This window comes from Paenibacillus hebaui, assembly GCF_051934385.1.
Lineage (GTDB): Bacteria > Bacillota > Bacilli > Paenibacillales > Paenibacillaceae > Paenibacillus.
The window spans coordinates 6,989,736-7,011,647 of the sequence record NZ_CP196836.1 but is presented as its reverse complement, the minus strand read 5'-3'; the positions used below and the strand labels follow the sequence as shown (position 1 = coordinate 7,011,647).

Below are 21,912 nucleotides of genomic sequence, written 5' to 3'. Positions count from 1 at the left end.
TGTCTCATGGAGATCTATACTTAAATAAGTGGAAACGTGCCTGTGAGTGTGTGTGAAAAGGGCGTTGAATCAATGACAGTTATTCTTATGTCCGATTTTTAATAAACCCATTCAGATCTGAGTAGCACCAGCCGCCTAGCTGGAAATATCGATCCGTAGAGAGGATGTATATGACACATGAGAGACCTTCAAGTGAACACACGATACGGTACGGTTCAAGGAGACCTTCTGCATGGAACGAGTGTATGGAAAGGTATTCCCTATGCTAAACCACCTGTAGGTGAATTGCGGTTCCAGGCTCCAGCTTCACCCGAGTCTTGGGATGGGGTCAGAGAGGCGAAGCAGTTCGGACCTGAAAATATACAGCCCAGAAATCATCAAGCCGAGGGCATATCCGGAGAGCCTCCGGTGGAATCAGAAGACTGCCTTTACCTGAATATCTGGACACCTGACAAAGAAAGCAATAATCCACTCCCGGTCATGGTATGGATTCATGGAGGATCATTCGTTTCAGGTGCTGGAAGCCAGCCCATGTACGATGGAACGCAATTCGCCCTGCGAGGAGACGTTATTGTTGTGACGATCAACTACCGCTTGGGACCGCTTGGATTCCTGCATATGGCCCCACTTGGAGAAGGCTTTGCATCCAATGTGGGTTTACTGGATCAGATTGCTGCTCTGCAATGGGTACAGGACAACATCGAGGCGTTTGGCGGTGATTCGAATAACGTCACTGTATTTGGAGAATCTGCGGGCAGCATGAGTATTGCGGCTCTGATGGCAATGCCGTCGGCCAAAGGATTGTTTCATCGTGCCATTATGCAAAGTGGAGCTTCACAGTTCGTTCCCGCAGAACAGGCTTCAGCCATTCGGGATGGCATGTTGAAGGTTCTGGGTGTAACACCGAGCGATTTGCAAAAACTTAAAACCGTCCCAGTGGAGCAAATTATCGCTGCTGGCGAGACGGTGAAACAACAAAGCGGTACAGGGATGGCTCTGCTGTTCCAGCCTGTGCTGGATGGAGTCACCCTTCCGAAGGCACCGCTTCAGGCGGTAGACGAGGGTTCGGCACAGGACATTCCTGTACTCATTGGAACTAACTTGCATGAAGGCTCGTTGTTCATTCAGCCTCATGTGCCGTATTCCAAAGAGATCGATATGGTACAGGCTGTGGATTTCATGACGCCCGATTTGGAGAACCGTGTAGCGATTGCAGACAGCTATCCCAAGACGGCAGATGGCCAGGCCCAAATGATGACCGACCTGTTCTTCTGGCGCTCGGCTGTGCAATATGCGACTGCACAGCAGAAGCACGCACCTGTATGGATGTATCGTTTCGATTGGGTCATGCCGGAGCATCCACTGCTGCGAAAATCAATTCATAGCATCGATATTTTCTTTGCTTTCCATACGTTGCCTGTATTGAAGTTTATGAATGCCGAACCGGATGCCGCAGCAGCAGAGCTGGCAGACAAGGTTCAAGACGCATGGATTTCCTTTGCCAAGAACGGAAAGCCAGAGACTGCGGGTGTTGACTGGCCTGCCTATGAGCAGGATCGCGCTACGCTGATTTTCAACCATGATATTGAGTTGATTCATGACCCGGAAGCTTCCAAACGCGAGCTGCTGGGACTGTAGTCTGTAGAAGCTGCGACTGAATCTGATGCACCAAACATGGAAAGGCGCCTCTTGTCGTTGGCCGACAGGAAGCGCCTTTTTTGTTAATATCAGAGTTTGTTCATCATTGAATTACATGCTGTAATCTCCTGTTCGAGTCTACTTCCGGGAAGGTCTAATGTGAGATGCATCATCACAATAGAAGGCTCGCTTGCCCCGAGAGAATAGCACCAGCATGACATGAACGAACAATACTGTGAGGAAAATCATCTGTAGACCGAGAAAGCCAACGGAAATCCATATCTTATAAGGTTCGAGCATCGCATTGTCTTTGATAAAAGCATAATCGTTTACCAGGCGTACTATGGTGAAAATAAACCAAGGAACATAAAGTGCCAGCAATCGTTTAAGCAGGGAACTGGTGGAAGGCTCTCCAGTCTGTCTGTGAACATATCTGAAGCGCATGAAAGCAGAACCTGGCGTTTTACCTCCGCGTGCCCATGGAATGAAGAACAGCACAATGAACATTGCAATCGTTGTATTCAACGCACTGGTGATGGTGTTTGATAAACCTAAGATCGACAACAGGTTGGATAAGAAAACGACAACTATACCGTCTATAATTAATGCGAGCAGCTGAGGGACTGGATATACTTTGTTCTGCTCCACAATCTGTTCACTCTTCGCCTGAATACGGGCACGTGACGGGAATAACGCAAGCAGTATAGGCGCCGCCAAGAATCCAAGGACAGTTCCTGATGTGTTCAATAGAAGGTCATCTACATCAAACAGGCGATAAGGGCAATCATAATAGCCGTAAAAACCGGTAATCTGCGTAATCTCAAAGAACAGGGAGAGACCAAATCCACAGCATAGTGCCTTCTTCCATTCGGATCTTTTTTGCCAAAAATAACGGATATACACGCCAAGCGGCATGAGCAGGCATAGGTTAAACAGCGCTTGCAGGAAAGCTCTGCTCTGAATCATTGCAATGTAGCTGGCTGGTTGGGACCAAACCATAGGCGTCTCTTTCAGGATATCTTTTACAAAAGTGAATGGAACCAGGGTGTAATATACGGTATCTGCCGCTTGCTGCGCACACGTATTTCGTGTCGTTGGAAAGGGGAGGATAACCAGACAATACGCTGCCAGGATATAAAAAATAAATGAAAAGCTGACGCCAAATCGCGACCAGCTAAAAAATCCATCTTTTCGATATCCGTAGATCAACCACGGAACCAGCAGAAACATGGCGATAACCACAAAAATGAAGAAAGCGGTTTGCACAGGGAAAACATAGGGTGACATGAACAAAAACTCCTTTATAGACTGAGATGATGTCCCGAATGGTTCTTCTAATCTTTATCATAAAGCAGTTCCCTTAAAACAGGGGATGGACCAATCTTAAATTTAGTTTAAAATTATTAACCTTATCCGGTCGGGTTCATCATGATGAGCCTATGTGGAAGAATGGGCGGTAATCCCGTATACTTGCGAGGAAGTATACAACGAATGGAGAGTTTAATACATATGTCTAATTTGCCTAATTGCCCGAAATGTAACTCCGAATACACCTACGAGGATGGTAATCTGCTGGTATGTCCAGAGTGTGCACACGAGTGGTCCATGGAATCCGACAACGAGAATGCAGAAGAGACCAAAGTGGTACGCGATTCCAACGGTAATGTTCTGAATGATGGAGATACCGTTACAGTTATTAAGGATCTGAAGGTTAAAGGTAGCTCGCTTGTGGTTAAACAGGGTACCAAAGTGAAAAATATCCGTCTGATCGACGGTGATCATGACATTGATTGCAAAATCGACAGCCTGGGTGCGATGAAGCTGAAGTCCGAATTTGTGAAAAAAATCTAGTGTTGCAATGAAAAACGTTCAATTCTGTTTGAGTTGACAGGAAATATTTAGAAGAACTATACTGGATAGAATTTAACATCCAAATGCAATGATCAGGAGTATTAAGGTTTAAGGTTTGGTCCAGAGAACTGTCGATATGGTGCAAGGCAGTCAACCTATCCCCAACTCACCTGTGAGCAGCAGGGTCGAACGGCAGTTATAGGAGCATCTTGATTTGTTCAGCGAACAAAGGGCTGAATGGTGTAATTGATGCGATATACTGACTTTACGTAGATCCTGACGGTTAACCTCCGTCATCAGGTCCTGAGATGCTATGGCAGGAAAGGTTGGTGCATGTTGAGCCCAATCCTGTTCATGGATCAAAAAGAGTGGTACCGCGAAGGTCAGACCTGTCGCCTCTTAGCTGAGGTGGCAGGTTTTTTTGTATGTATATGGCCTTAATGTTGAGAAAAGGCAGGTGCAGAATCATGGAAAGATCACGTGTGATTGACTATTATTCCAGATTTGATGAGTGGGGGAGGTTGGACCGGGAACCGCTGGAGTTCATTATTAACATGCATTACATCCGAGAGTCACTTCCGGCAACTGGACTTGTACTGGACAATGGTGCAGGGCCAGGCAAATATGCGATGGAGCTTGCCAAACTTGGATACCATGTTACGCTGTCAGACCTGACACCTGCATCTGTAGATATTGCTCGGCAGAAGGCGCAGGAACTGGATTTGACACAGCAGTTTGACGGATTTCATGTATTGGATGCGACCCATCTGAACGGTATTGCAGATGAGATGTATGATGCGTCTCTGATGTTGGGGCCGTTGTATCATTTGCAGACGGAAGAGGAGCGAGTGGCTGCTGTACGTGAGCTGCATCGGGTCACAAAGCCTGGGGGAATCGTGTTTGTAGCGATGCAGAGCCGAATGCGAATGGGCATTACCTCGTTGCAATTCCCACAGCAGTGGAAGCCGCATGACCATATGGGAGCTATTCGATCTTTTGTGGAAAAAGGCACGTTTGATCATCCAGACCAGGGGCGGTTCACGGGGGCATACTATTTCAACATTCAGGATATTAATCCGTTCATGGAGCAACACGGATTTGAGACAGTGGACCTGATTGGATCATCCAGTCTTAGAGCCATGCTCACAGACGAGCAGCAGCAATACTGGAAGGAACGTGGGGAAGGTGAGGCGTTAATCCAGTATATGATTGAGGCGGCCAAAGATCCGTCCATATTGGGAATCTCGTCTCATTTGCTGTACATTGGGAAAAAGAAATAGTCATGAAAGAATAGGGTTATGAGAAGAATATGCCACGAAAGTGCTCTCTGGAAACAGGGGGCACTTGTATTTTTCATCAAAATAGTTCAATATTAAGATAAATAACAAAAGGTGATCTACTTACAATAGGTTAGACGAGGGACGGATCGCTGGACAACAGGGAGGAACAGAGGATGGAAATCGGAATTAGTACTTTTGTAGAGACCAACCCGGATGTGAAAACGGGAGAAGTCATGAGTCATGCGCAGCGTATACGCGAGGTTGTGGAAGAGATTGTTCTGGCCGATCAGGTGGGACTGGATGTATATGGGGTAGGTGAGCATCACCGATCTGACTATGCGGCTTCATCACCAGCAATCATTTTGGCAGCAGCGGCTTCACAGACCAAACGCATTCGCTTGACCAGTGCTGTAACGGTGCTGTCTTCGGCTGACCCGGTACGGGTATTTCAGGATTTTGCAACTTTGGACGGCATTTCGAATGGACGTGCGGAGATTATGGCAGGCCGGGGCTCATTTATCGAGTCCTTCCCGTTGTTTGGCTATGATCTGAACGACTACGATGAGTTATTCGATGAGAAACTGGATCTGCTGCTCAAGCTGCGTGATTCGGAAAAAGTTACTTGGGAAGGCAAGCATCGCCCTTCCTTTACCAATCTAGGCATTTATCCTCGCCCGGTACAGGAGAAGCTTCCGGTATGGATCGGCAGTGGTGGTAACCAGGAATCGGTTGTTCGTGCAGGGCTACTCGGTTTGCCGCTTGTACTCGCCATTATCGGTGGTCGTCCGGTACAATTCGCACCACTGGTGGAGTTGTACAAAAAAGCAGCCGCACATGCAGGTCACGACGCTTCCAAACTGACAGTAGCTTCACACTCGCATGGGTTTATTGCGGATACAACAGATGAAGCAGTGGAGAAATTCTTCCCGCCAGCTCAAGCTGTCATGAACATGCTGGGCCGTGAACGCGGCTGGGGGCACTACAGCCGTGCAACCTTTGACGCGGCACGAAGTCTGGAAGGCGCACTGTATGTGGGTGATGTGGATACCGTGGCCGAGAAGATTATTAATCTGCGCAAAGAAGTCGGTATCACACGCTTTATGTTGCACGTGCCACTCGGTACTATGCCGCATGAGGATGTGATGAGAGCCATTGAGCTGCTTGGTAAAGAGGTCGCTCCAAAAGTGCGTGCCGAAATCTCGCGTTGGGAAGCGGAGAACGAAGCAGCGCGTTAATTCTCGGTGTGAATCTGCACATATATTCAATTGAAAAAAGGAGTAGGTCCTTCAGCGCAATGCGGTGAAGAATCTACTCCTTTTTTCGTTTATTTTTAAGTTCAGTTTCAATGCTTATCCTTTTCCAGATGCGCCAACAAGGGAGAGGATAACCATGGATAACGTATGGTCATAGAGGGTTTTGGCAGCTTCTTCACTCTCAATATGGCCTCCCAAGTATAGATGGATGACACCATGCAGGGGAGCCCAGATCATACGTACCGCAAGCATGGGATCTTGCTCCTGAAGCAGTCCCTGTGCAATCGCTGCCCCAACCAGAGCGGAGACTTGTTTCAGTGCGGTCGCTGTTCCCTGTAAGGTCTCTGCATCCGGTTTGAACTCGGAAAAGGAACCTCCAAACATCAGCTGATAGAAGCTGGATTGAGAAATTCCGAAGTCCCAATAGACATGGGCCAAATCGCGAAAATATTGTTCGAACGATTCCCGCCGGGGCATAGCTTCAAAATTCTGCGCCAGGAGGGAACATCCCTCCAGGTACAGGTATTTGGCTAACCCTTCTTTCTTGCCGAAGAGGTTATATATAATTTTAGTGGAACATTCCATTCGTTCTGCCACTCGTCGAACCGTGACGGCTTCAGGACCATGCTCTTGTAGTAAGGCAGCAGCAGCATGCACAATATTTTGGCGGAGGTTTTCGGAGTGCTGAAGTCTGGCTTCCTGAAAGGTCGTGACCGTGTGAGCGGATTCCGAGGAACCTGAATTCTGATCTTTCATCTATTTCATCCTCATAACATTATTGTTGTTTAATGAAAACGGTGTTTCTTTTTCTTATGGTCATTCTACTGTTTTACGCCAGGCAACGTCAATTTAACAAATATAATTTGACAGGATCTTGGAATGAGGTTACGATGATTCTATACAGAAACACTGTTTCTTTAAGAAAACATGTGTTCTAACTATTCATAAAAGGACGGATGAGAGATGAAGCAGGTTCAAAATCAATGGGTGCTCATTACGGGGGCATCTTCAGGAATTGGACAGACGTTTGCATTGGAAATGGCATCAAAAGGAAAACATGTGGTCTTGGTGGCCAGATCAGAGTCCAAATTGACTCAACTGGCGGAGCGGATTGAACGAACGTATCGAGTGAAGGCGGAAGTCATTGTAGCCGATCTATCTCAGGCGGACGCCCCGCAGATGGTATATGAGGAATGCCTGAATCGTGGCATACGGGTCGATATTTTAATTAACAACGCGGGCTTTGCTACGCACGGCATGTTTGAGCAGGTGGATGGGGCAAGGCAGCAGGAAGAGATTATGCTGAATGTACTGGCTGTCATGAACATGACGCATCTTTTCCTGCCAAACATGGTGCAAAAACGGAAAGGGACCATTATTAATGTCTCTTCGACGGCTGCCTTCCAGCCTGATCCGTACATGGCCGTATATGGGGCTACGAAATCTTTTGTCCTTTCTTTTACAGAGGCGTTGTATGAAGAGAACAGGAAGCGAGGCGTGCAGTTTCTGGCGTTGTGTCCTGGTTCGACACAAACTGCTTTCTTCGATGTCGTAGGAGCAGAAGAAGCATCTGTTGGCAAAAGAGACACACCCGAGCATGTTGTGGAAGTGGCGATGAAGGCACTGGAGTCAGGCAAGCCTTATGCCGTACCGGGGGCCGGGAACTACTGGACAGCTCAGTTCGCCCGCTTGATGCCACGCAAACAAATGCTGCGCATCGTAGGAGGAATGCTTCGCCCGCGTTCCAAGGGTGATAAGGCAGAAAAGGCCAAAGCCTGAGTAGTTGTGTGAGGTGAATAAGTCCGAAAGTGGCATAGTAAAAAAGAAAGACGCTGTCAGCGAGATATTCACTGGCAACGTCTTTTACTGAATAGAGCGTCCGTTCGATTCGATATCCAGACAATCGGAAGTTTTAGGCCAGAATACCTTTGGAACGAGCTTCCTTAATCCAGCCTGGAAATTCATTCAGGAGCCGATCATATAATTCTTCATCACTAACTTTGGAGATATCATCCAATGCAAAAAAGTCGGCATTATCAATGAAGCGTCCAGACATGTCATCGAGTTTTTCCAGAATGCCGTAATTGGCTTTTCCCAGGCCAACAAACTGCCAGAACAAATTTTTGGTTGAGCTTTCGGTGATAAGCCGCATGATTTTCCCTTTTTGACTAACGCCGCCATCACTAAAAAAGATAATGTAAGTTGGGATCTTTACATTAGGCTCCTCTATGGTGTACTTACGAATAACATCCTCCATTACGGGAGGTTCATTGTTCGTGCCGCCCTTGCTCCCAAGGGTATACGTACGACCGATATAATTCTCGAAATCCTGGGCAGTAACGCTAGGCGCACGCAAAAAGTCTTTGGCGAAAAACCATACGTCTAACTCCCCATTATCATCAAACGCTGCGGCAATCGCCAATATGCGTTCAAATGCTTCTTGCACTACGCCTTTGCGGTACAGATGGTACATGGAGCCTGAAGCGTCAAACACAACTGCAACGCGCGCCTGTATAGGATCGACTTTTTTCTTTTCTAGAGATAACGTAACTTTGCGTTTAAGCAAGTCTATTTTGGTCAAATTTAATGGTGCAGAACTAGGACTCTTCACCGGCTCGACAGTAGGTGCTTTTGACTCTGCGGAGGCGGCAATTTCAGACTTGGCGTCACTCTCACTCTCAATGTCGACTCCAAACGACTCAGCAAGTGGTTGCAGACCTCCAAAAAAACCGCGGCCAATGGCACGAACCTTGAACCCGTCGCCATGCTTATAGATTTCAATAAAAATTAGTGCTGTTTCAGATGTAGCTTGAGTAATCTCGTATGTAATTTGTTGCGAACCTGCGCTTATAATCGCTTGGCATTTTTGAACATCCGCGAAAGTGCCTCCTAAGTCAATCGTAGCTGTGAAGACACATTTCTCAATAGGAGCCTGCCGTAATTTGTTGGTATCCAGTACAAAAGAAGATTTCAGATCCTCGGCATGTTGGAGAACAACGCTGTGGTGAGGATCAACATTCTGATTATAAAATACAAAATAATCATCTGAAGGGACTTTACCACCTTCGTTTACCATAAAACAGCTTGCATCCAGAGCAGAGGGTGCTGAGGTACTTTGTATCGTTACGTGTATCTGGGCGGCTTCATTAATATTGGTATTTTGGCCTGTGTTTAGGTGAATGATGGGATCTGTCATAATCCGAATGCCTCTTTTCTTCAATATCATGAATAGATTTTAGAAAGTAACAAGGTAGATTCTGATACAAATGTTTCCATAAGTCAACGAATAGATAACAGATCCGATCGGTGAGTCTATATTACGGTCACCCATGTTCCTACGTCTCCTCAGACTCGTACTTTTCCCGATGCTCCTTCTTCATCTTCACATAGTCCGGATCGGTCTTGGCTATCTCCCACTGGGCTTTGAAAATGGCCGCTGCCTCAGCCTTCACCTCATCATTCTGATATGGCAAGACAGAGCCGTCCTCCTTCGAGTATTTGCGTCCACCCTTATGATTCGTATATCGCCTGGCCCGTGTGTATCCCATTTGCAGAAACTTACGCGCCATATCCATACCGACAAAATCGTCCTTTTTCTTATACTCCAAAAATAGTTCATAGATCTTCTGCGATGATTCTGTCGCAATCTCGGGTGTTTTGAAACGCCAATGTGGCAAAATCTCACCTTTATACGGCTCAACCATCAGCACACCCTGCTCGCCCCGGCCGACAGTATACAGTTCGGGATGCTTGCGCAGATCAAGCTCTTCGTAATTAAGACTGTAATCGAATTTTTTCATCAACGTGATGCCCTCCTTGAAATGCCGATGCTGCACACAGCACACAAAATTCCATTAAAAATTATTGTGCCTCTCCATCATTTACCCCGATTCTTGTACCACATGCAAGGTTAATGGGGAATAAGTGAATTTAAATGATAGGAGGGGTCACGATATGGGGATGTCTGGCAGATATCTTGTGGTAGCCAAGGAGCTAATTGAATCGATCCAGTCAGGTGAAGTCAGCGTGCATGATTGTCCAGTCGATCTTGATATCGATAAAACGTGGCAGATGCTACAGTTTACCTTAACCGGTAATATGGTACAGGGAGAACCACCTCTGGGATATGTGGTGCCTATGGCAGGTGATCAATATTTGGGCAACTACTCGGATATGGATCTGTTTCTGCTTACCAATGAACAGGTGCTGGAAGCCTATATGGCACTGGAGCAGCTGACACCTGAAGAATTGAGGGAACGGTACAGTCTGGAGCAAATGGTGGCTGAGGGCGTATACCCTGTCATGGAGGACTGGGACGCAGACGAAACATTCCAGGAGATCGTTCAGACACTGGACGACGTTCAGGCTTTATATCAGGCAACCGCTGCAAGCGGGAACGGGATAGTCTTTTATATTTTCTAAATGAGGGAATACGATATGACACAGGATCAGAACGAAGAGAACAAAGCTGTTCAAGAGGACGAACTGGATCAATTCGAAACTCCTGCAACAACAGAAGGCAAAGAGTCTGACGAAGAAAACGCAGAGGATAAGGAACAAGAGTAAGTCCAGCAAAATAGTGGATGCATGGTGTTCTCAATTGAAGCACTTGAAATCCTGAAATATAGGTACATTAGAGGTCGGACATCGTTCCGGCCTTTTTGGTATATTTTTGTTAACCCGGTTTACAACAATTACCTGTGCCTTCATAATAGGAGTGAGCCATATTTTTACTAAGGAGGAGATCATATTAAGAATCGAAGGTTAGCTAAGTGGATCGCCGTACCGCTTGTTTTAATGATGGTTGCGCTTACGGGATGTCAGGCTGTGGGTGGAATAGACGTTAGCAAAGCAATGGCTAATGGTACGAATATCAAATCCGGTGAATCCAGACAGTCCATGCATATTAACATAGAGCCGGCTAAAGAGTTTGTTACAGATAAAGATCTCGAAATGATCGAACTCATTAATTCGATATCCGTAGACATTGATCATGCCAAAATGAAAGATACCAGAACAGCGTCGATCAAAGGCACACTGAGTATGCAGAAAACAAAATTACCTTTTCATCTGTCCATGGATGAGTCCCAGATGGTCATTGACCTGGATGGAGCCCAAAAACCCTTGTACATATCCCTGAAGGGATTGGAGGGTACCCAAGAACTTCCTATGATGGATACGAAGGCTCTGGAAAAGCAGATTGAGGAACTTTCTCCGAAATTGCTATCATTTGTCCTGAAGCATTTGTCCAATCCCAAAACTATTTCCGTAACTCCGGTACAGGAGTCGGTTAATGGTGAATCGCTCAGCCTCTCCAAGCTGCACATGGAGATTAGTGGTGAAGAGATGCTTGCCATGGTGAAACCGTTCCTGACGAGTATTGCCAAGGATGAGCAAGGTCTCAAAGACCTGATCGGAGATCTGTATGACGTGTTCTACCCGGTATTGGAAGCTGCCAATGAGGTGGGAAATGCGGGAGATGACACATTGACTTCGATCGTTCCTGAATCCAAGGATGAAGCTGTTGCATCGCTGTATGCCATGATCAAAGTGGGACTCGACAGCATGCTGGTCGATTATGATCAGGAACTGAACAACCTGTTGAATGAAACGCCTGAATTAAAAACGGTGTTCGGCACAGAAACCAAGCTGAAACTGGACTTCTATCTCGATAGCAAGCTGGATATCCGCAAACAAAACTTTGAGCTCAAAGTGGCGTTGCCTGCCTCCGAAGATCTGCCGCTGCAATCGGTAACGGTAAGTGGTGATAGTGAGCAGTGGAATATCGGTGGGAGCGTCGCTGTAGATGAAGTGGATGTGTCCGGTGGCGTTATGGATCTGATGAAGGGGGATCTCACTCCTGGTCAGATGTTGCGCAATTTTGATTCCAATTCACTTGTGTATCAGCTGTTGAAAGACGAAGCGGGTATCACCAACAAAAGTGTAATGCTGTCTCCGGAAGATGAGTACACCGGGGCGATCACCGTTAAAAATACAACCTTTGTTCCTCTTCGCTACCTGTCCGAAGAATTGGACGCTGAAGTGAAATGGACCAAGGGAACGAATCAAATCATTGTGATTGATGACATCACAGGCAATGAGATTGTTCTGACTGTTGGTTCCAAGAAGGCAACCGTTGCGGGCAAAGAAGTGACCATGGTTGAATCCGCCTATGTAGGCAAGAACGGCAAAACGTATGTGCCGCTGCGCTTTATGGCTGAATCTCTTGGAGCTACGGTAGACAAGGAAAAAGAAACAGGCTGGATTTTCATCGACCGGCCTTAAGTAAGACTTTATATGTGAGCCTTAGTATGAGAGGGGATTTTAGAGTATGCCAGATTTCTCGTAATGAACATGAAAAGAACACCGTAAAAATTCCGTTAGAGCATGTACGGGATACGTGTGTCCTTTTTGACCCATTACGAGGAGCTTCGGCGTTTCTGAAATGATGAAACGGATCGGGGAGTGCCTCTATTGGAGGTGCTCCTCTTTGTCGTTCCATCCCAAATAAATCCCCAGAGGTGTTATATATGAAAAGTCAATTCATCATCCATTCCAACTCCATTACGTTGCGTCCGTTCACGCTGAAAGACCATGCCGCCGTGTATGCAATAACCCGGCAACCCGAGATCACGGATATCCTCCCGGACTGGAAAATGACGGAGGAACAACTGCATGATTTCCTACAGTTTGTCGTGGGCAGCTACGAGCAATTCAATCCTGTAGATGTGCGAATCCTTCTTGCTGTTGTACACAACAGAGATCAGCAAATCATTGGCTGGTGTGGTGTATTTCCGAATGACATGCTGGACAGCGCTGACCGCGAAGTGGCCTACGCCATCTCCCGGGATTACCGGAATAAGGGGTATATTACAGAGGCAGTACACGCGTTGACAACGTATTTGTTTGAGCATACCCTGCTGAAGCGGATCGTAGGCATTGTGAAACCTTTTAACCATGCGTCCCGCAAGGTGCTTGAGTATAGGGGCTTTCATTATGTCTCTCGCAGGAAGCTTGTGGATCAGGCTGTCTATGATTATTTTGAACTGTATAAGGTTCAGCCAGAGCAAGCCCATTCACATGGGGTACAGAATGCGATTCGTTTACGCCGAGCACAGGATGAAGACGCGGTTGTACTTACAGAGATGTGCAGTCGTGCTTTCGATCATGCGATAAAATTCTGGTCGGATGGAGCGGATGATTTGGACAATAACATTCATCCACCCGGTTATTCGTCTGTCCGCATGCATAGCTACGTGATCCGCGAATGGGATTACTATGTTGTAGAATCCGATGGATGTGCCATTGGAGGAGTCAGTGTAAATGTACTGGGACGTAGACATGCGAGGCTGGATAAAATCTTTATTGACCCTGTTTGCCAAGGGCGTGGCGTGGGATCTCAAGTCATGATGCTTATTGAGGCAGAATTCCCGGAGATTGAAAACTGGAAGCTGGAGACCTCGGGAAGACAGTTGGATAATCATCGTTTTTACGAAAAGATGGGTTATGTCTGTATGTATTCGTATAAGGATGAATGTGGATATGAGAAAAGCAAATCAGTTGAATCTTCCGAGCAAGCTTTATCAGGTGCGTTATCCAAGGATTTGGATGAGCCGGTCATTGAATTCTATCAAGCCAACCTTGATTCAGTTCGGTATAGTACCAGCAATCTGACCAATACTCGGATCACCGACTGTAACCTAAGTGGGAGCAAATTGACCAATCTGAATATGACCAACATCTTGCTTGCCGATTTGCGTTTGAGTGGAAGTGCGATTGAATTTGCCGCGTTGGATGGTGTTCATTTTCGGGATACACATCTTGGGCCGGACAGCGTACCCATGCAGTGGGCGCATTGTGATCTGAGTGGCAGTCGTTTTAGCGATTGTAATTTAACAAACGTACAGTTGGATCAATGCCAGGTGGCGGGGATGAAGATCAATGGAGTGGCCATAGAAGAGTTGCTTGCAGCCTATGAGGCAGGTAAGGCAAAGGGCTGAATCCGTAAGACTAAATAGAGAACGCCCGTTTCCAGCCAGTGTGTTGGAGATGGGCGTTTTGGTGTTGTTACGCAAAAAAAGGGAGTAATTCCATTCCCTAAATTCATTGGAAATCAGGTGTGCTGCAGTATCTGAGGTGTTTTGCTAAAACCCGTACTTCCCGCTGTAAAGCCCATCTGGCGATAGAATTCATGTGCCGCTTCACGATCGGGGCGATTGCCACTATTCAGGGATAGGGAATCCACATCATGCGTAGCGGCCCATTGTTCAGCTTCAAGAATGAGCTGTCGGCCGATGCCTGAGCCTCTGAACTGGTCATGTACAACTAAGGCCATGATGCGGCAGTGACGTCCATTTTTTTCATACAGGTAAGAGGTCTGTAACCCAATTAATCCAACTACACGCCCACGGACTTCGGCAACCAGAGTTGCATAGTTTGGATCTGCAGCGATGTGGGCGTAGCGCTCCTCCATCTCTACATACGTGGTCGGATAACCGAGCTGATCCATGAGAATGACCATATCTTGCAAATCGACTGCGGAGCTATGGCGAATTGTCACATCCATACTCATTATCGTGTCGCCTCCTTATGACGTTCCTTTAACGAGAGTTCAATGATGGAATCCAGCAGCTGGGAAAAGGAAATACCCGCAGCGGCTGCACTCTTGGGCAGCAGACTGTTTCGGGTAAGACCCGGTAGTGTGTTCACCTCAAGTACATAAGGCATGCCGTCCCGAATCATCATGTCGACGCGAGCATAGACGCTGCATTTTAACACCCGGTAACAGGTAAGCGCCGCAGCTTCCACACGTTTATGGAGATCCGCAGGCAAATGGACGACCTGCTCCTCCGCGCCGCCGTCATTATATTTGGAAGTGTAATCAAAAAATTCAGCGTTTGAACGAATCGAAATCACAGGGAGCATTTGACCATCCAGAATGGCACAGGTGATCTCCTCTCCTTGGATATATTGCTCAATCAAGACCATCTCATCCCACAGAAGCGCTGCTTCTACCGCAGCATGAAGGGCGGATGGCTCCTGCACAACCTGTGTACCGATGCTGGAACCACCCGAATTGGGCTTCACAACAACCGGATAGGTTAATTGCTGTACAGCAATGGATGATAATTCATCCAGCGTGCACACCTGGAGCCATTCCCCTGTAGGTACACCCGCATGCTGGATGAGCCGTTTGGACATATCTTTGTCCATGCATACACTGCTCGCAAGTACACCGCAGCCGGTGTAAGGGACGCCCAGCGATTCCAGGGTGCCCTGAATGGTACCATCTTCCCCGTATTTTCCATGCAGAGCAAGTAGCGCTACATCCAGTCCTGCGGCTTTCTCAATGAGTTCACGTTTACTGTTGATTTCAACTGGAATAACCTCATACTTCTGTGCCTCCAGATGAGTGATCATCTCCTGTCCGGTGAGCAGGGAAATATCCCGCTCCGAAGATGTACCGCCCATAATCACGCCAACTTTCATTGGTAATCCTCCTTATCTCATTTGAGCAACGGTCTCGCCAATAATGCGAATGCCTTTGCGGATATTCTCGTCGCTGACTCGAGAGAAGCCCAAACGCAACGTGTTCAGCCCCTGCCCCGGTTCCAGGTAAAAGGTATCCCCAGGCGTGAAGGTAACGCCCTTCACTTTGCAGGCTGCGAGCAGTTCCCTCGTCCGGTATTCCGGCGGAAATTGCACAAACAGATGCAAACCGCCTTCGCCGGAGATCCGGCACATCGGCAGATGCTGCTTCAAGCAGCGCACAACCAGCTCATATTTTCGCTTATATTCCGTGCGGGCTCGCTTCAGATACTTCTCGAAATTTCCATTGCTCAAGTACTGATAGAGCAGCGATTGGTCTAGCGTTGAAGTGTGAATGCTGCGAGCCCGTTTCATACTCTCCAGATAATCAATCAGGGCCGCGTCTGCAATAATCCAGCCAACCCGCAGTCCCGGAAATAACACCTTGGAGAAGCTTCCCAGATACACCAGTCCGTTCCCCTTGCCCACACTTGCGATCAGGGGAGAGACATGGGAACCGGAATAGCGCAATTCCTCATTAAATCCGTCTTCAATGATCGGCACCTGATATTGATTCATTATTCGGATAATCTCCGCCCGTTTCGCAGGGGATGTCACAATCCCGGTTGGATTGTGATAGGAGGGCACAAGATAGGCCAGATCATATGGGTTGGCTGTCAGTTCCCGTTCCAGCTGCTTCAGATCAAGGCCATCTGGCTCCATGTTCACACCGGTAAGGTGGAACTGGTGAAGCCTCAAGTTTTTGACGGCCGTATGATGTGTTGGATTCTCACATAGGGCCCTGCCACTTTTTTGGCGCAAAGCTCCGAGCACCAGATCGAAGCCTTCCGTAAATCCGTTGGTGATCAGAATATCTTTGCCACTTAGGTCAACACCCTTGTTCTCCATATAACGGAGCAGATAATTCATGAGTGGCCTGTAGCCTTGCGCATATCCGTAATTAAGCAGCACTTCGCCTTCAAGTGACATACGGTCGAGAAAGGCCCGTTTGACGTTGTGCATATCAAACAGCTTCTCATCCGGGGCAATGCTGGTAAACGAAATCTCACCACGTTCCGCACCTGAACCGTGCTTCATCAGATCATACTGCTCTGCCTGGATCGCATAGTCGCTTACGTATGCGTTCCAGTCCAACTGCCAACCGCTAGTCGCTTCAGGCGTCTCGATGGTGGAACTGACGTAATTGCCTTTGCCTTTGACCGCGTAGATGAGGCCTTCCTCTTCAAGCTCGGCATAAGCGAGCAGGACTGTACTGCGGCTAACTTTCATGAGTGTGCTGAGTTCACGGGTGGAAGGAAGCTTTTGGTTGGCTTGCAGACCGCCTTTGAGCATCAATCGCTTCATATAATCTTTGACTTGTATATATACAGGGCGGTCCTCCGTCACTTGCAGATCGGAATACATCCCATCACTCCCTCTATTTGCTATCTTGCCATATTATAAACCCAGCAGAAAGAACCACGATACCTCTGTTTCACTGCGGGCGTGGTTGGTTGTTTGCGCAAACGTAAAAAAGCCCTGGCAATCTGCCGGGCTGGGTGGAGCGTGATCCATGTTCTATAGTTCTACTGCTATGACGTTCTAGGTTGGCATTACATGACTAGTCTTTCTAGGATCGATAGCTATCTGACCTTCTACATGTGTCTATTTAACTTGAGTACGACTATAATTGCAGGCTTTCTAGGTGAATCCAATTCTACAATGACTTTATAAATCTAGAAGCTTTCTACGTTTGCTTGCTGCAAGGGTCGAAAAGATGATGATTCGAAAATCTATAAGCTAGGTTCTTGCTAACTGTACTCTTGTCCTGCGCGCGTAACAAAATTCAGTATGAAAAAGATGTCAATCATAGGGTACAATAGACGAAGGTAGATATAAAGACGTATGTCTCAGTGCCCAATTTCTTCCTCATACCCATATAGTAACACTTTGAATCAGGGAAGTTAACCTTTTTTTTGAAATATTTGTCGTAATAGCGAAAATTGCGTGAATTATACTTCATAAAGAATGAAATGGTGTCCCATTATAATATGTGATAGGATGTAAACCTATAGATAATGAGGAAGTGAGCCTATTGATTAACATTACCGTGCCAACACCGGATGTAACCATCACGAAGCAGGCTGATCCACAGCTTAGCCACATTTATGGATTCACCGATTTCCACCTGATTACCCGGGAACAAGGCGGGATTTTCATGTTTTACAATGCCGCTGGAGAGTTGTTATTTGTCGGGAAAGCACGAAAATTAAGACCACGTATCAAAAAGCATTTTGAAGACACCGTTTCTCCAATGAAGAATCACCGCGAGGAAGTAACGACGATCGAAGTATGTCTGGTTGAAGATCCGGTTGATCGTGAAATTTACGAGACCTATATCATTAACACGATGCGTGCGAAATACAATGTAGATAAAGTCTTGTACAAGTAGGACGCAGCACAGTGCCCGAGAGGGACAAGATTTAGCAGGTATGCATAAAAAGAAAATAATACGCAATGTTTGGGACATATGTCCTAAGTGTTGTGTTCCCAAGTGGGCAAGGATGTGATCGAAGGGTTGCATCCGATTTTGCCTGGGGTCATCCCGATCTTTCCAAGGAGTAATCTGTAGTACTGGAAATGTAGAACGTAGAGCATGGCATCACAGATATACCAAATACATATGAAGAGGTGATTGTGTTGATCGGTCGTAGCGGTAACCCTACACTTAAAGACAGCACGTTTGAAAACAGAGGATATGGAGATGATCGGTACCAGAATTACATGACGATCAACGGCACAGTGAACAAAGCGTTTATTACGCTGGTTATTCTGCTGGGCAGTGCATTTGCAACATGGATGATGTTTTTTAACGGACAAGAAGTGATGCCGCTCGCTTATGGCGGATTGATCGTTGGTTTCATTCTGGCACTTGTGATTTCGTTCAAACCTGTAGCGGCACCTTATTTGGTACCCATCTATGCAGTGGCAGAGGGCCTGTTCCTGGGGGCACTCTCCGCAACCTATGAATCCCTGTACAACGGAATTACCTTGCAGGCGGCCCTGTTGACCATGGCTGTATTCATCGCCCTGTTATTGGCTTACAAAACCAGATTGATCAAGGCTACGGAGAACTTCAAGCTGGGGGTTGTTGCTGCAACCGGAGGCATCATGATTATGTATCTCCTGAGCTTTGTACTCGGTTTGTTTGGCATTACGGTTCCCTATCTGCATGACAACAATCTGATCGGGATTGGAATTTCGGTAGTGATCGTCATTGTTGCCGCGCTGAATCTCGTGCTTGATTTTGATTTTATTGAGAGTGGTGCTGATCATGGTGCTCCGAAGTATATGGAGTGGTACGGTGCCTTTGGACTGATGGTTACTCTGGTATGGCTGTATATTGAAATGATCCGTTTGCTCGGCAAATTGCGGAGCCGGGATTAGTTCCATCCGTTACGTTAGAGACGTAAACAGAGTGTGAACTTAAAGCTAAAAAGCTAACGCGTGATACCTTCACGCGTTAGCTTTTTTTAATTAATAGCCGAGGGCTTTCTCGATGGCAATGCCTCCTATGCCCTGAGTCGCAGTTTGAAAAAACGAACCTCAGCCACCGTATTCGTACCAAATTCAGCAATAACGCCGTCATATTGAGCATAAAGGGGGAAATAGCGTGTGCAGGATTCCTTAGAGGACCAAAGGCCATGTAATCCAAGTCCATAAGGTGTATCAGATTCGTTAGAAATCACCGAACCAGCTCCAATCCACCGAACCCATCGAACCAACGATCCCAACCTCAGCGGAGCACCAGTCTAAACTAACCCCGAGTATAAATCCTCTAAGGTTACGATTTCGGGCTGGCTCGGTAAATCTCCCCCGGCTGAACAGGCTGCCAGCATATGCTGATTATCCAAGCGCTGACTGTGGAAGCGATGTGCCCCAGCCTGCTCGCAGTGCCAACCGCCCTGCTCAATAGGCAGGATGCTGAATGAATCCAGCGGCATGGACAGGCCCATACCGACCGCCTTGATGTAGCTTTCCTTTAGCGTCCATAGACGATAGAAGGTCTCCAGCTGTATCTCAGCAGGTTCCGCAGCCAGATATCGGCTCTCGGCCAGAGAGAAGAATCGCTCTGCAATCTGCATGTCGATGGGTGCAATTTTTTCTACATCCACGCCCAGTTCGCCGCTGCTGCCGGAGATCAAAGCAATCCAATCGCCAGAATGCGAGACATTAAATTGGATATCGGGAAGATTGCTAAGCGACGGTTTGCCGTAGGCATTGCGGGTGAACGTTAGCTCTCCCGGCTTCAGGCCAGTCAACGTACCCAAAGTCACGCGGGCTAATACTTCACCCAGAACGGAGCGATATGCATCCGCCTGATGCATATAACGCGAAGCTTGCCCCCGCCGATCGGCAGAGACATGAGACAGGAACAGATTCCAGTACTCTTCTGGCAATTCTGTCGGAACTTGCAGAACTTGAATGTTTATCATCATTTATCACCTGACGATGTATTCGGCATCGATTGCAGACTTTCCTTTATATTCATCCGTTTCTTGGGTCTTCTCCGCGCGGCTTTACGCTTGCTGTGTCCTTTTCCATTCCTCATGTGCAGCCTGTACTCGATCCCACATCTCTTCACGTTCCATCTTAGTGTATCGTACCAGAGGTTCATGGAATATCTCAGTGAGCGCATCTGTCCACTCGGTGTAGGATTGCAGTTCAATTTTGTGGATTCCGTCTGTATCATGCGTTCGAAGCATACATCCGCGCAGCTCACTGCTTCTCTTGGCGTCTCTTTGACGAAGAAGAAACGCGTTGTGCCAGGGGGACTCGGCAGATCGGCTATAGAATTCATGTTTGGGAATGAACTCCCCCAGATCGTGGACTGCTTCGGGAGCATAGTCGACTCCTTCACTTGGCCCATTCGGTTCGTACTCAAGCCGCCATCCCCCAGTGGCAACAGAAGAGGGAGTCAGGTTGTATGTGAACGGGGCTGATCCATAGGTTCCATAACGAAGAGGCAGAGGCTCGAAGGGCATACCGCCCAGACCCACATCCACAATCCAGCGCTCAACATTCGGGTCAGCATCCGGCAAATGGACAGACAGACCGAGGTGGAACGAGTTCACACGCGGTTTCTCTCCAATTGGCTGAACGCCGGCACGATGCCAATCAACCGTGTAACCAAGAGAGCGGAGAAGGGCGCTGAATGCGCCATTGAGATGAAAACAGTAGCCGCTGCGTCCCTGCAATATAAGTTGAACCGACTCCTGAAGATCAATTCCCGCAGGACGACCTGCAAAAATATCTACCGTTTGCCACGATAGGTGCTGCACATGTGCACGCTGGATTTCAGTTAAGAATTCCAGTGTGGGTTTCTTCATATCATCAATGCCTAAGCGTTTCAGGTAAGCCTGTATTTCAGATGGAGTCAATGTAACATTCATCCAGATCACCTCAAGTCATGTAGTAGGCCGCAGGTCCTTTGCTCTAAACTTCTGCTGCCCTGATTTTATTGTATAAGTGAACGGGTGAATTGAACATGTAGGTTTGTCGCGATTGTACCGGTACAGTTAATGAGGACAACCTTGGAAATGAAATAAAAAGATAAACATGGCTTTGATCATCGCAAAATACAATATATGGATGGGCTATTTCTTTTTCTTGGGTATGCTAACTGTTTGGAGTGGATATAGGTTAGAATATAGATAGATAGCAGGATTAGGAGATGGAATAATGGCTAATGATGAAGTGATTTTGACACAGGAAGGCTTGGAAAAGCTGGAGGACGAACTGAGGGATTTGAAGACGGTGAAGCGTAAGGAACTGGCTGCGCGTCTGAAACTTGCGATCAGTTACGGTGACCTGAAGGAAAATAGTGAGTATCATTCAGCCAAAGATGATCAGGCTTTTATGGAAACCCGCATTTTGATTCTGGAGAAAATGCTGACGAAAGCAAGAGTCATTACTTCGGACAATCTCGACTCAAATAAAGTAAGCATTGGCTCAACCATTACGCTTAACGATATTGAATTTGCTGAGAAGATTGAATACAAATTGGTGGGTCCGGCTGAGGCCGATGTTGCCGATAACAAAATATCGTACGAAAGCCCGCTGGGTAAAGAACTGATGGGTAAAGAAGTAGGCAGCGTTATTCATGTAAATGCTCCCATGGGCGTTATCAAATATGAGTTGCTTGCAATTAAAATCTAATAAGAAATAAGAGGTGTATCCGCAGCAATGAAAGTGGCTGTAGGAACATCTCTTTTTTTGTCCTTTTGGGATATCCGTCTACGTCATTTGGTTAATGATACGGAGTATATTCGCCAAATTGGAACATCATAAGGTTGGACGGA

Annotated in this window: 21 protein-coding genes; 12 read left to right on the top strand and 9 right to left on the bottom strand. The window is 47.0% G+C overall.

The genetic code is table 11. From position 1 onward, the window contains the following. The first annotated feature begins 177 nt into the window (after window positions 1–177). Entirely contained in the window at window positions 178–1,638 is a 1,461-nt protein-coding gene (locus ACR32F_RS31535) for a carboxylesterase/lipase family protein (protein WP_440114614.1), read from the top strand. Between the two features lie 138 nt (window positions 1,639–1,776). On the opposite strand, the gene ACR32F_RS31530 is transcribed toward ACR32F_RS31535, so the two are convergent. Next, a complete protein-coding gene (locus ACR32F_RS31530; protein WP_440114611.1) occupies window positions 1,777–2,925 on the bottom strand; it encodes a VanZ family protein in 1,149 nt (382 codons plus the stop codon). A 222-nt stretch (window positions 2,926–3,147) separates the two neighbouring features. On the opposite strand from ACR32F_RS31530, the gene ACR32F_RS31525 reads away from it, so the two are divergent. The 3 genes from ACR32F_RS31525 to ACR32F_RS31515 all read left to right on the top strand — a co-directional run bounded on the left by ACR32F_RS31525 (window position 3,148) and on the right by ACR32F_RS31515 (window position 6,004). Next, window positions 3,148–3,489: a zinc ribbon domain-containing protein YjdM gene (locus ACR32F_RS31525; protein ID WP_440114608.1), complete on the top strand. Its 342-nt coding sequence runs from the start codon at window positions 3,148–3,150 to the stop codon at window positions 3,487–3,489. Window positions 3,490–3,956: 467 nt separating this feature from the next. Beyond that, the gene (locus ACR32F_RS31520; RefSeq protein ID WP_440114605.1) at window positions 3,957–4,769 is read left to right on the top strand and encodes a class I SAM-dependent methyltransferase; all 813 of its coding nucleotides are present in this window, start codon (window positions 3,957–3,959) and stop codon (window positions 4,767–4,769) included. A 173-nt stretch (window positions 4,770–4,942) separates the two neighbouring features. Further along, window positions 4,943–6,004 carry an LLM class flavin-dependent oxidoreductase gene (locus ACR32F_RS31515; RefSeq protein WP_440114602.1) on the top strand — a complete coding sequence of 354 codons (1,062 nt, stop codon included), beginning with the start codon at window positions 4,943–4,945 and terminating at the stop codon, window positions 6,002–6,004. A gap of 114 nt (window positions 6,005–6,118) precedes the next feature. Here ACR32F_RS31515 and ACR32F_RS31510 read toward each other — a convergent pair whose 3' ends face one another. Beyond that, on the bottom strand, window positions 6,119–6,778 hold the full coding sequence (locus ACR32F_RS31510) for a TetR/AcrR family transcriptional regulator (protein WP_440114599.1): 660 nt from the start codon (window positions 6,776–6,778) through the stop codon (window positions 6,119–6,121). A gap of 207 nt (window positions 6,779–6,985) precedes the next feature. Between ACR32F_RS31510 and ACR32F_RS31505 the strand changes: the two genes are divergently transcribed. Continuing rightward, the gene (locus ACR32F_RS31505) at window positions 6,986–7,801 is read left to right on the top strand and encodes an SDR family NAD(P)-dependent oxidoreductase (RefSeq protein WP_440114596.1); all 816 of its coding nucleotides are present in this window, start codon (window positions 6,986–6,988) and stop codon (window positions 7,799–7,801) included. Window positions 7,802–7,934: 133 nt separating this feature from the next. Here ACR32F_RS31505 and ACR32F_RS31500 read toward each other — a convergent pair whose 3' ends face one another. Together ACR32F_RS31500 and ACR32F_RS31495 are read right to left on the bottom strand one after the other, a co-directional pair. Continuing rightward, complete coding sequence (locus ACR32F_RS31500; protein WP_440114593.1) at window positions 7,935–9,218, bottom strand: VWA domain-containing protein; 1,284 nt, start codon at window positions 9,216–9,218, stop codon at window positions 7,935–7,937. Window positions 9,219–9,357: 139 nt separating this feature from the next. After that, window positions 9,358–9,822, bottom strand: coding sequence for a DUF4385 domain-containing protein (locus ACR32F_RS31495; protein WP_440120075.1), 465 nt, complete (start codon window positions 9,820–9,822; stop codon window positions 9,358–9,360). A gap of 154 nt (window positions 9,823–9,976) precedes the next feature. Between ACR32F_RS31495 and ACR32F_RS31490 the strand changes: the two genes are divergently transcribed. From ACR32F_RS31490 to ACR32F_RS31475, 4 genes are all read left to right on the top strand, one after another. Next, the gene (locus tag ACR32F_RS31490; protein ID WP_440114590.1) at window positions 9,977–10,444 is read left to right on the top strand and encodes a YfbM family protein; all 468 of its coding nucleotides are present in this window, start codon (window positions 9,977–9,979) and stop codon (window positions 10,442–10,444) included. A gap of 15 nt (window positions 10,445–10,459) precedes the next feature. Next, window positions 10,460–10,588, top strand: a complete 129-nt coding sequence (locus tag ACR32F_RS31485) for a hypothetical protein (protein ID WP_440114587.1) — start codon at window positions 10,460–10,462, stop codon at window positions 10,586–10,588. Between the two features lie 261 nt (window positions 10,589–10,849). Then, on the top strand, window positions 10,850–12,307 hold the full coding sequence (locus ACR32F_RS31480) for a copper amine oxidase N-terminal domain-containing protein (protein WP_440114584.1): 1,458 nt from the start codon (window positions 10,850–10,852) through the stop codon (window positions 12,305–12,307). Window positions 12,308–12,552: 245 nt separating this feature from the next. Beyond that, window positions 12,553–14,022, top strand: a complete 1,470-nt coding sequence (locus tag ACR32F_RS31475) for a GNAT family N-acetyltransferase (protein ID WP_440114581.1) — start codon at window positions 12,553–12,555, stop codon at window positions 14,020–14,022. Between the two features lie 113 nt (window positions 14,023–14,135). Here the strand turns inward: ACR32F_RS31475 and ACR32F_RS31470 are convergent, their stop codons facing one another. The 3 genes from ACR32F_RS31470 to pdxR are packed head-to-tail and all read right to left on the bottom strand — an operon-like array spanning window position 14,136 to window position 16,975. Then, on the bottom strand, window positions 14,136–14,594 hold the full coding sequence (locus tag ACR32F_RS31470) for an N-acetyltransferase family protein (protein ID WP_440114578.1): 459 nt from the start codon (window positions 14,592–14,594) through the stop codon (window positions 14,136–14,138). Continuing rightward, window positions 14,594–15,511, bottom strand: coding sequence for a D-alanine--D-alanine ligase (locus tag ACR32F_RS31465; protein ID WP_440114575.1), 918 nt, complete (start codon window positions 15,509–15,511; stop codon window positions 14,594–14,596). The genes ACR32F_RS31470 and ACR32F_RS31465 overlap by 1 nt, the downstream gene beginning before the upstream one ends. A 12-nt stretch (window positions 15,512–15,523) precedes the next feature. Then, complete coding sequence (pdxR, locus tag ACR32F_RS31460) at window positions 15,524–16,975, bottom strand: MocR-like pyridoxine biosynthesis transcription factor PdxR (RefSeq protein ID WP_440114572.1); 1,452 nt, start codon at window positions 16,973–16,975, stop codon at window positions 15,524–15,526. A 670-nt stretch (window positions 16,976–17,645) separates the two neighbouring features. Here pdxR and ACR32F_RS31455 point away from each other — a divergent pair. Beyond that, entirely contained in the window at window positions 17,646–18,002 is a 357-nt protein-coding gene (locus ACR32F_RS31455) for a nucleotide excision repair endonuclease (RefSeq protein WP_440114569.1), read from the top strand. Window positions 18,003–18,250: 248 nt separating this feature from the next. Next, a complete protein-coding gene (locus ACR32F_RS31450; protein WP_440120074.1) occupies window positions 18,251–18,997 on the top strand; it encodes a Bax inhibitor-1/YccA family protein in 747 nt (248 codons plus the stop codon). 365 nt (window positions 18,998–19,362) lie between these two features. Here ACR32F_RS31450 and ACR32F_RS31445 read toward each other — a convergent pair whose 3' ends face one another. Next, on the bottom strand, window positions 19,363–20,049 hold the full coding sequence (locus ACR32F_RS31445; RefSeq protein ID WP_440114566.1) for a 4'-phosphopantetheinyl transferase family protein: 687 nt from the start codon (window positions 20,047–20,049) through the stop codon (window positions 19,363–19,365). Between the two features lie 81 nt (window positions 20,050–20,130). After that, window positions 20,131–21,003, bottom strand: coding sequence for an arylamine N-acetyltransferase family protein (locus ACR32F_RS31440; protein ID WP_440114563.1), 873 nt, complete (start codon window positions 21,001–21,003; stop codon window positions 20,131–20,133). A gap of 289 nt (window positions 21,004–21,292) precedes the next feature. Between ACR32F_RS31440 and greA the strand changes: the two genes are divergently transcribed. Further along, window positions 21,293–21,769, top strand: a complete 477-nt coding sequence (gene greA / locus ACR32F_RS31435; protein WP_440114560.1) for a transcription elongation factor GreA — start codon at window positions 21,293–21,295, stop codon at window positions 21,767–21,769. Window positions 21,770–21,912: the final 143 nt, after the last annotated feature.

Bases quoted from the DNA above. Each gene is read 5' to 3' on its own strand.
- ACR32F_RS31535 (WP_440114614.1), top strand. From the start codon at position 178: ATGAGAGACCTTCAAGTGAACACACGATACGGTACGGTTCAAGGAGAC.
- ACR32F_RS31530 (WP_440114611.1), bottom strand. From the start codon at position 2,925: ATGTCACCCTATGTTTTCCCTGTGCAAACCGCTTTCTTCATTTTTGTG.
- ACR32F_RS31525 (WP_440114608.1), top strand. From the start codon at position 3,148: ATGTCTAATTTGCCTAATTGCCCGAAATGTAACTCCGAATACACCTAC.
- ACR32F_RS31520 (WP_440114605.1), top strand. From the start codon at position 3,957: ATGGAAAGATCACGTGTGATTGACTATTATTCCAGATTTGATGAGTGG.
- ACR32F_RS31515 (WP_440114602.1), top strand. From the start codon at position 4,943: ATGGAAATCGGAATTAGTACTTTTGTAGAGACCAACCCGGATGTGAAA.
- ACR32F_RS31510 (WP_440114599.1), bottom strand. From the start codon at position 6,778: ATGAAAGATCAGAATTCAGGTTCCTCGGAATCCGCTCACACGGTCACG.
- ACR32F_RS31505 (WP_440114596.1), top strand. From the start codon at position 6,986: ATGAAGCAGGTTCAAAATCAATGGGTGCTCATTACGGGGGCATCTTCA.
- ACR32F_RS31500 (WP_440114593.1), bottom strand. From the start codon at position 9,218: ATGACAGATCCCATCATTCACCTAAACACAGGCCAAAATACCAATATT.
- ACR32F_RS31495 (WP_440120075.1), bottom strand. From the start codon at position 9,822: ATGAAAAAATTCGATTACAGTCTTAATTACGAAGAGCTTGATCTGCGC.
- ACR32F_RS31490 (WP_440114590.1), top strand. From the start codon at position 9,977: ATGGGGATGTCTGGCAGATATCTTGTGGTAGCCAAGGAGCTAATTGAA.
- ACR32F_RS31485 (WP_440114587.1), top strand. From the start codon at position 10,460: ATGACACAGGATCAGAACGAAGAGAACAAAGCTGTTCAAGAGGACGAA.
- ACR32F_RS31475 (WP_440114581.1), top strand. From the start codon at position 12,553: ATGAAAAGTCAATTCATCATCCATTCCAACTCCATTACGTTGCGTCCG.
- ACR32F_RS31470 (WP_440114578.1), bottom strand. From the start codon at position 14,594: ATGAGTATGGATGTGACAATTCGCCATAGCTCCGCAGTCGATTTGCAA.
- ACR32F_RS31465 (WP_440114575.1), bottom strand. From the start codon at position 15,511: ATGAAAGTTGGCGTGATTATGGGCGGTACATCTTCGGAGCGGGATATT.
- pdxR (WP_440114572.1), bottom strand. From the start codon at position 16,975: ATGTATTCCGATCTGCAAGTGACGGAGGACCGCCCTGTATATATACAA.
- ACR32F_RS31445 (WP_440114566.1), bottom strand. From the start codon at position 20,049: ATGATGATAAACATTCAAGTTCTGCAAGTTCCGACAGAATTGCCAGAA.
- ACR32F_RS31440 (WP_440114563.1), bottom strand. From the start codon at position 21,003: ATGAATGTTACATTGACTCCATCTGAAATACAGGCTTACCTGAAACGC.
- greA (WP_440114560.1), top strand. From the start codon at position 21,293: ATGGCTAATGATGAAGTGATTTTGACACAGGAAGGCTTGGAAAAGCTG.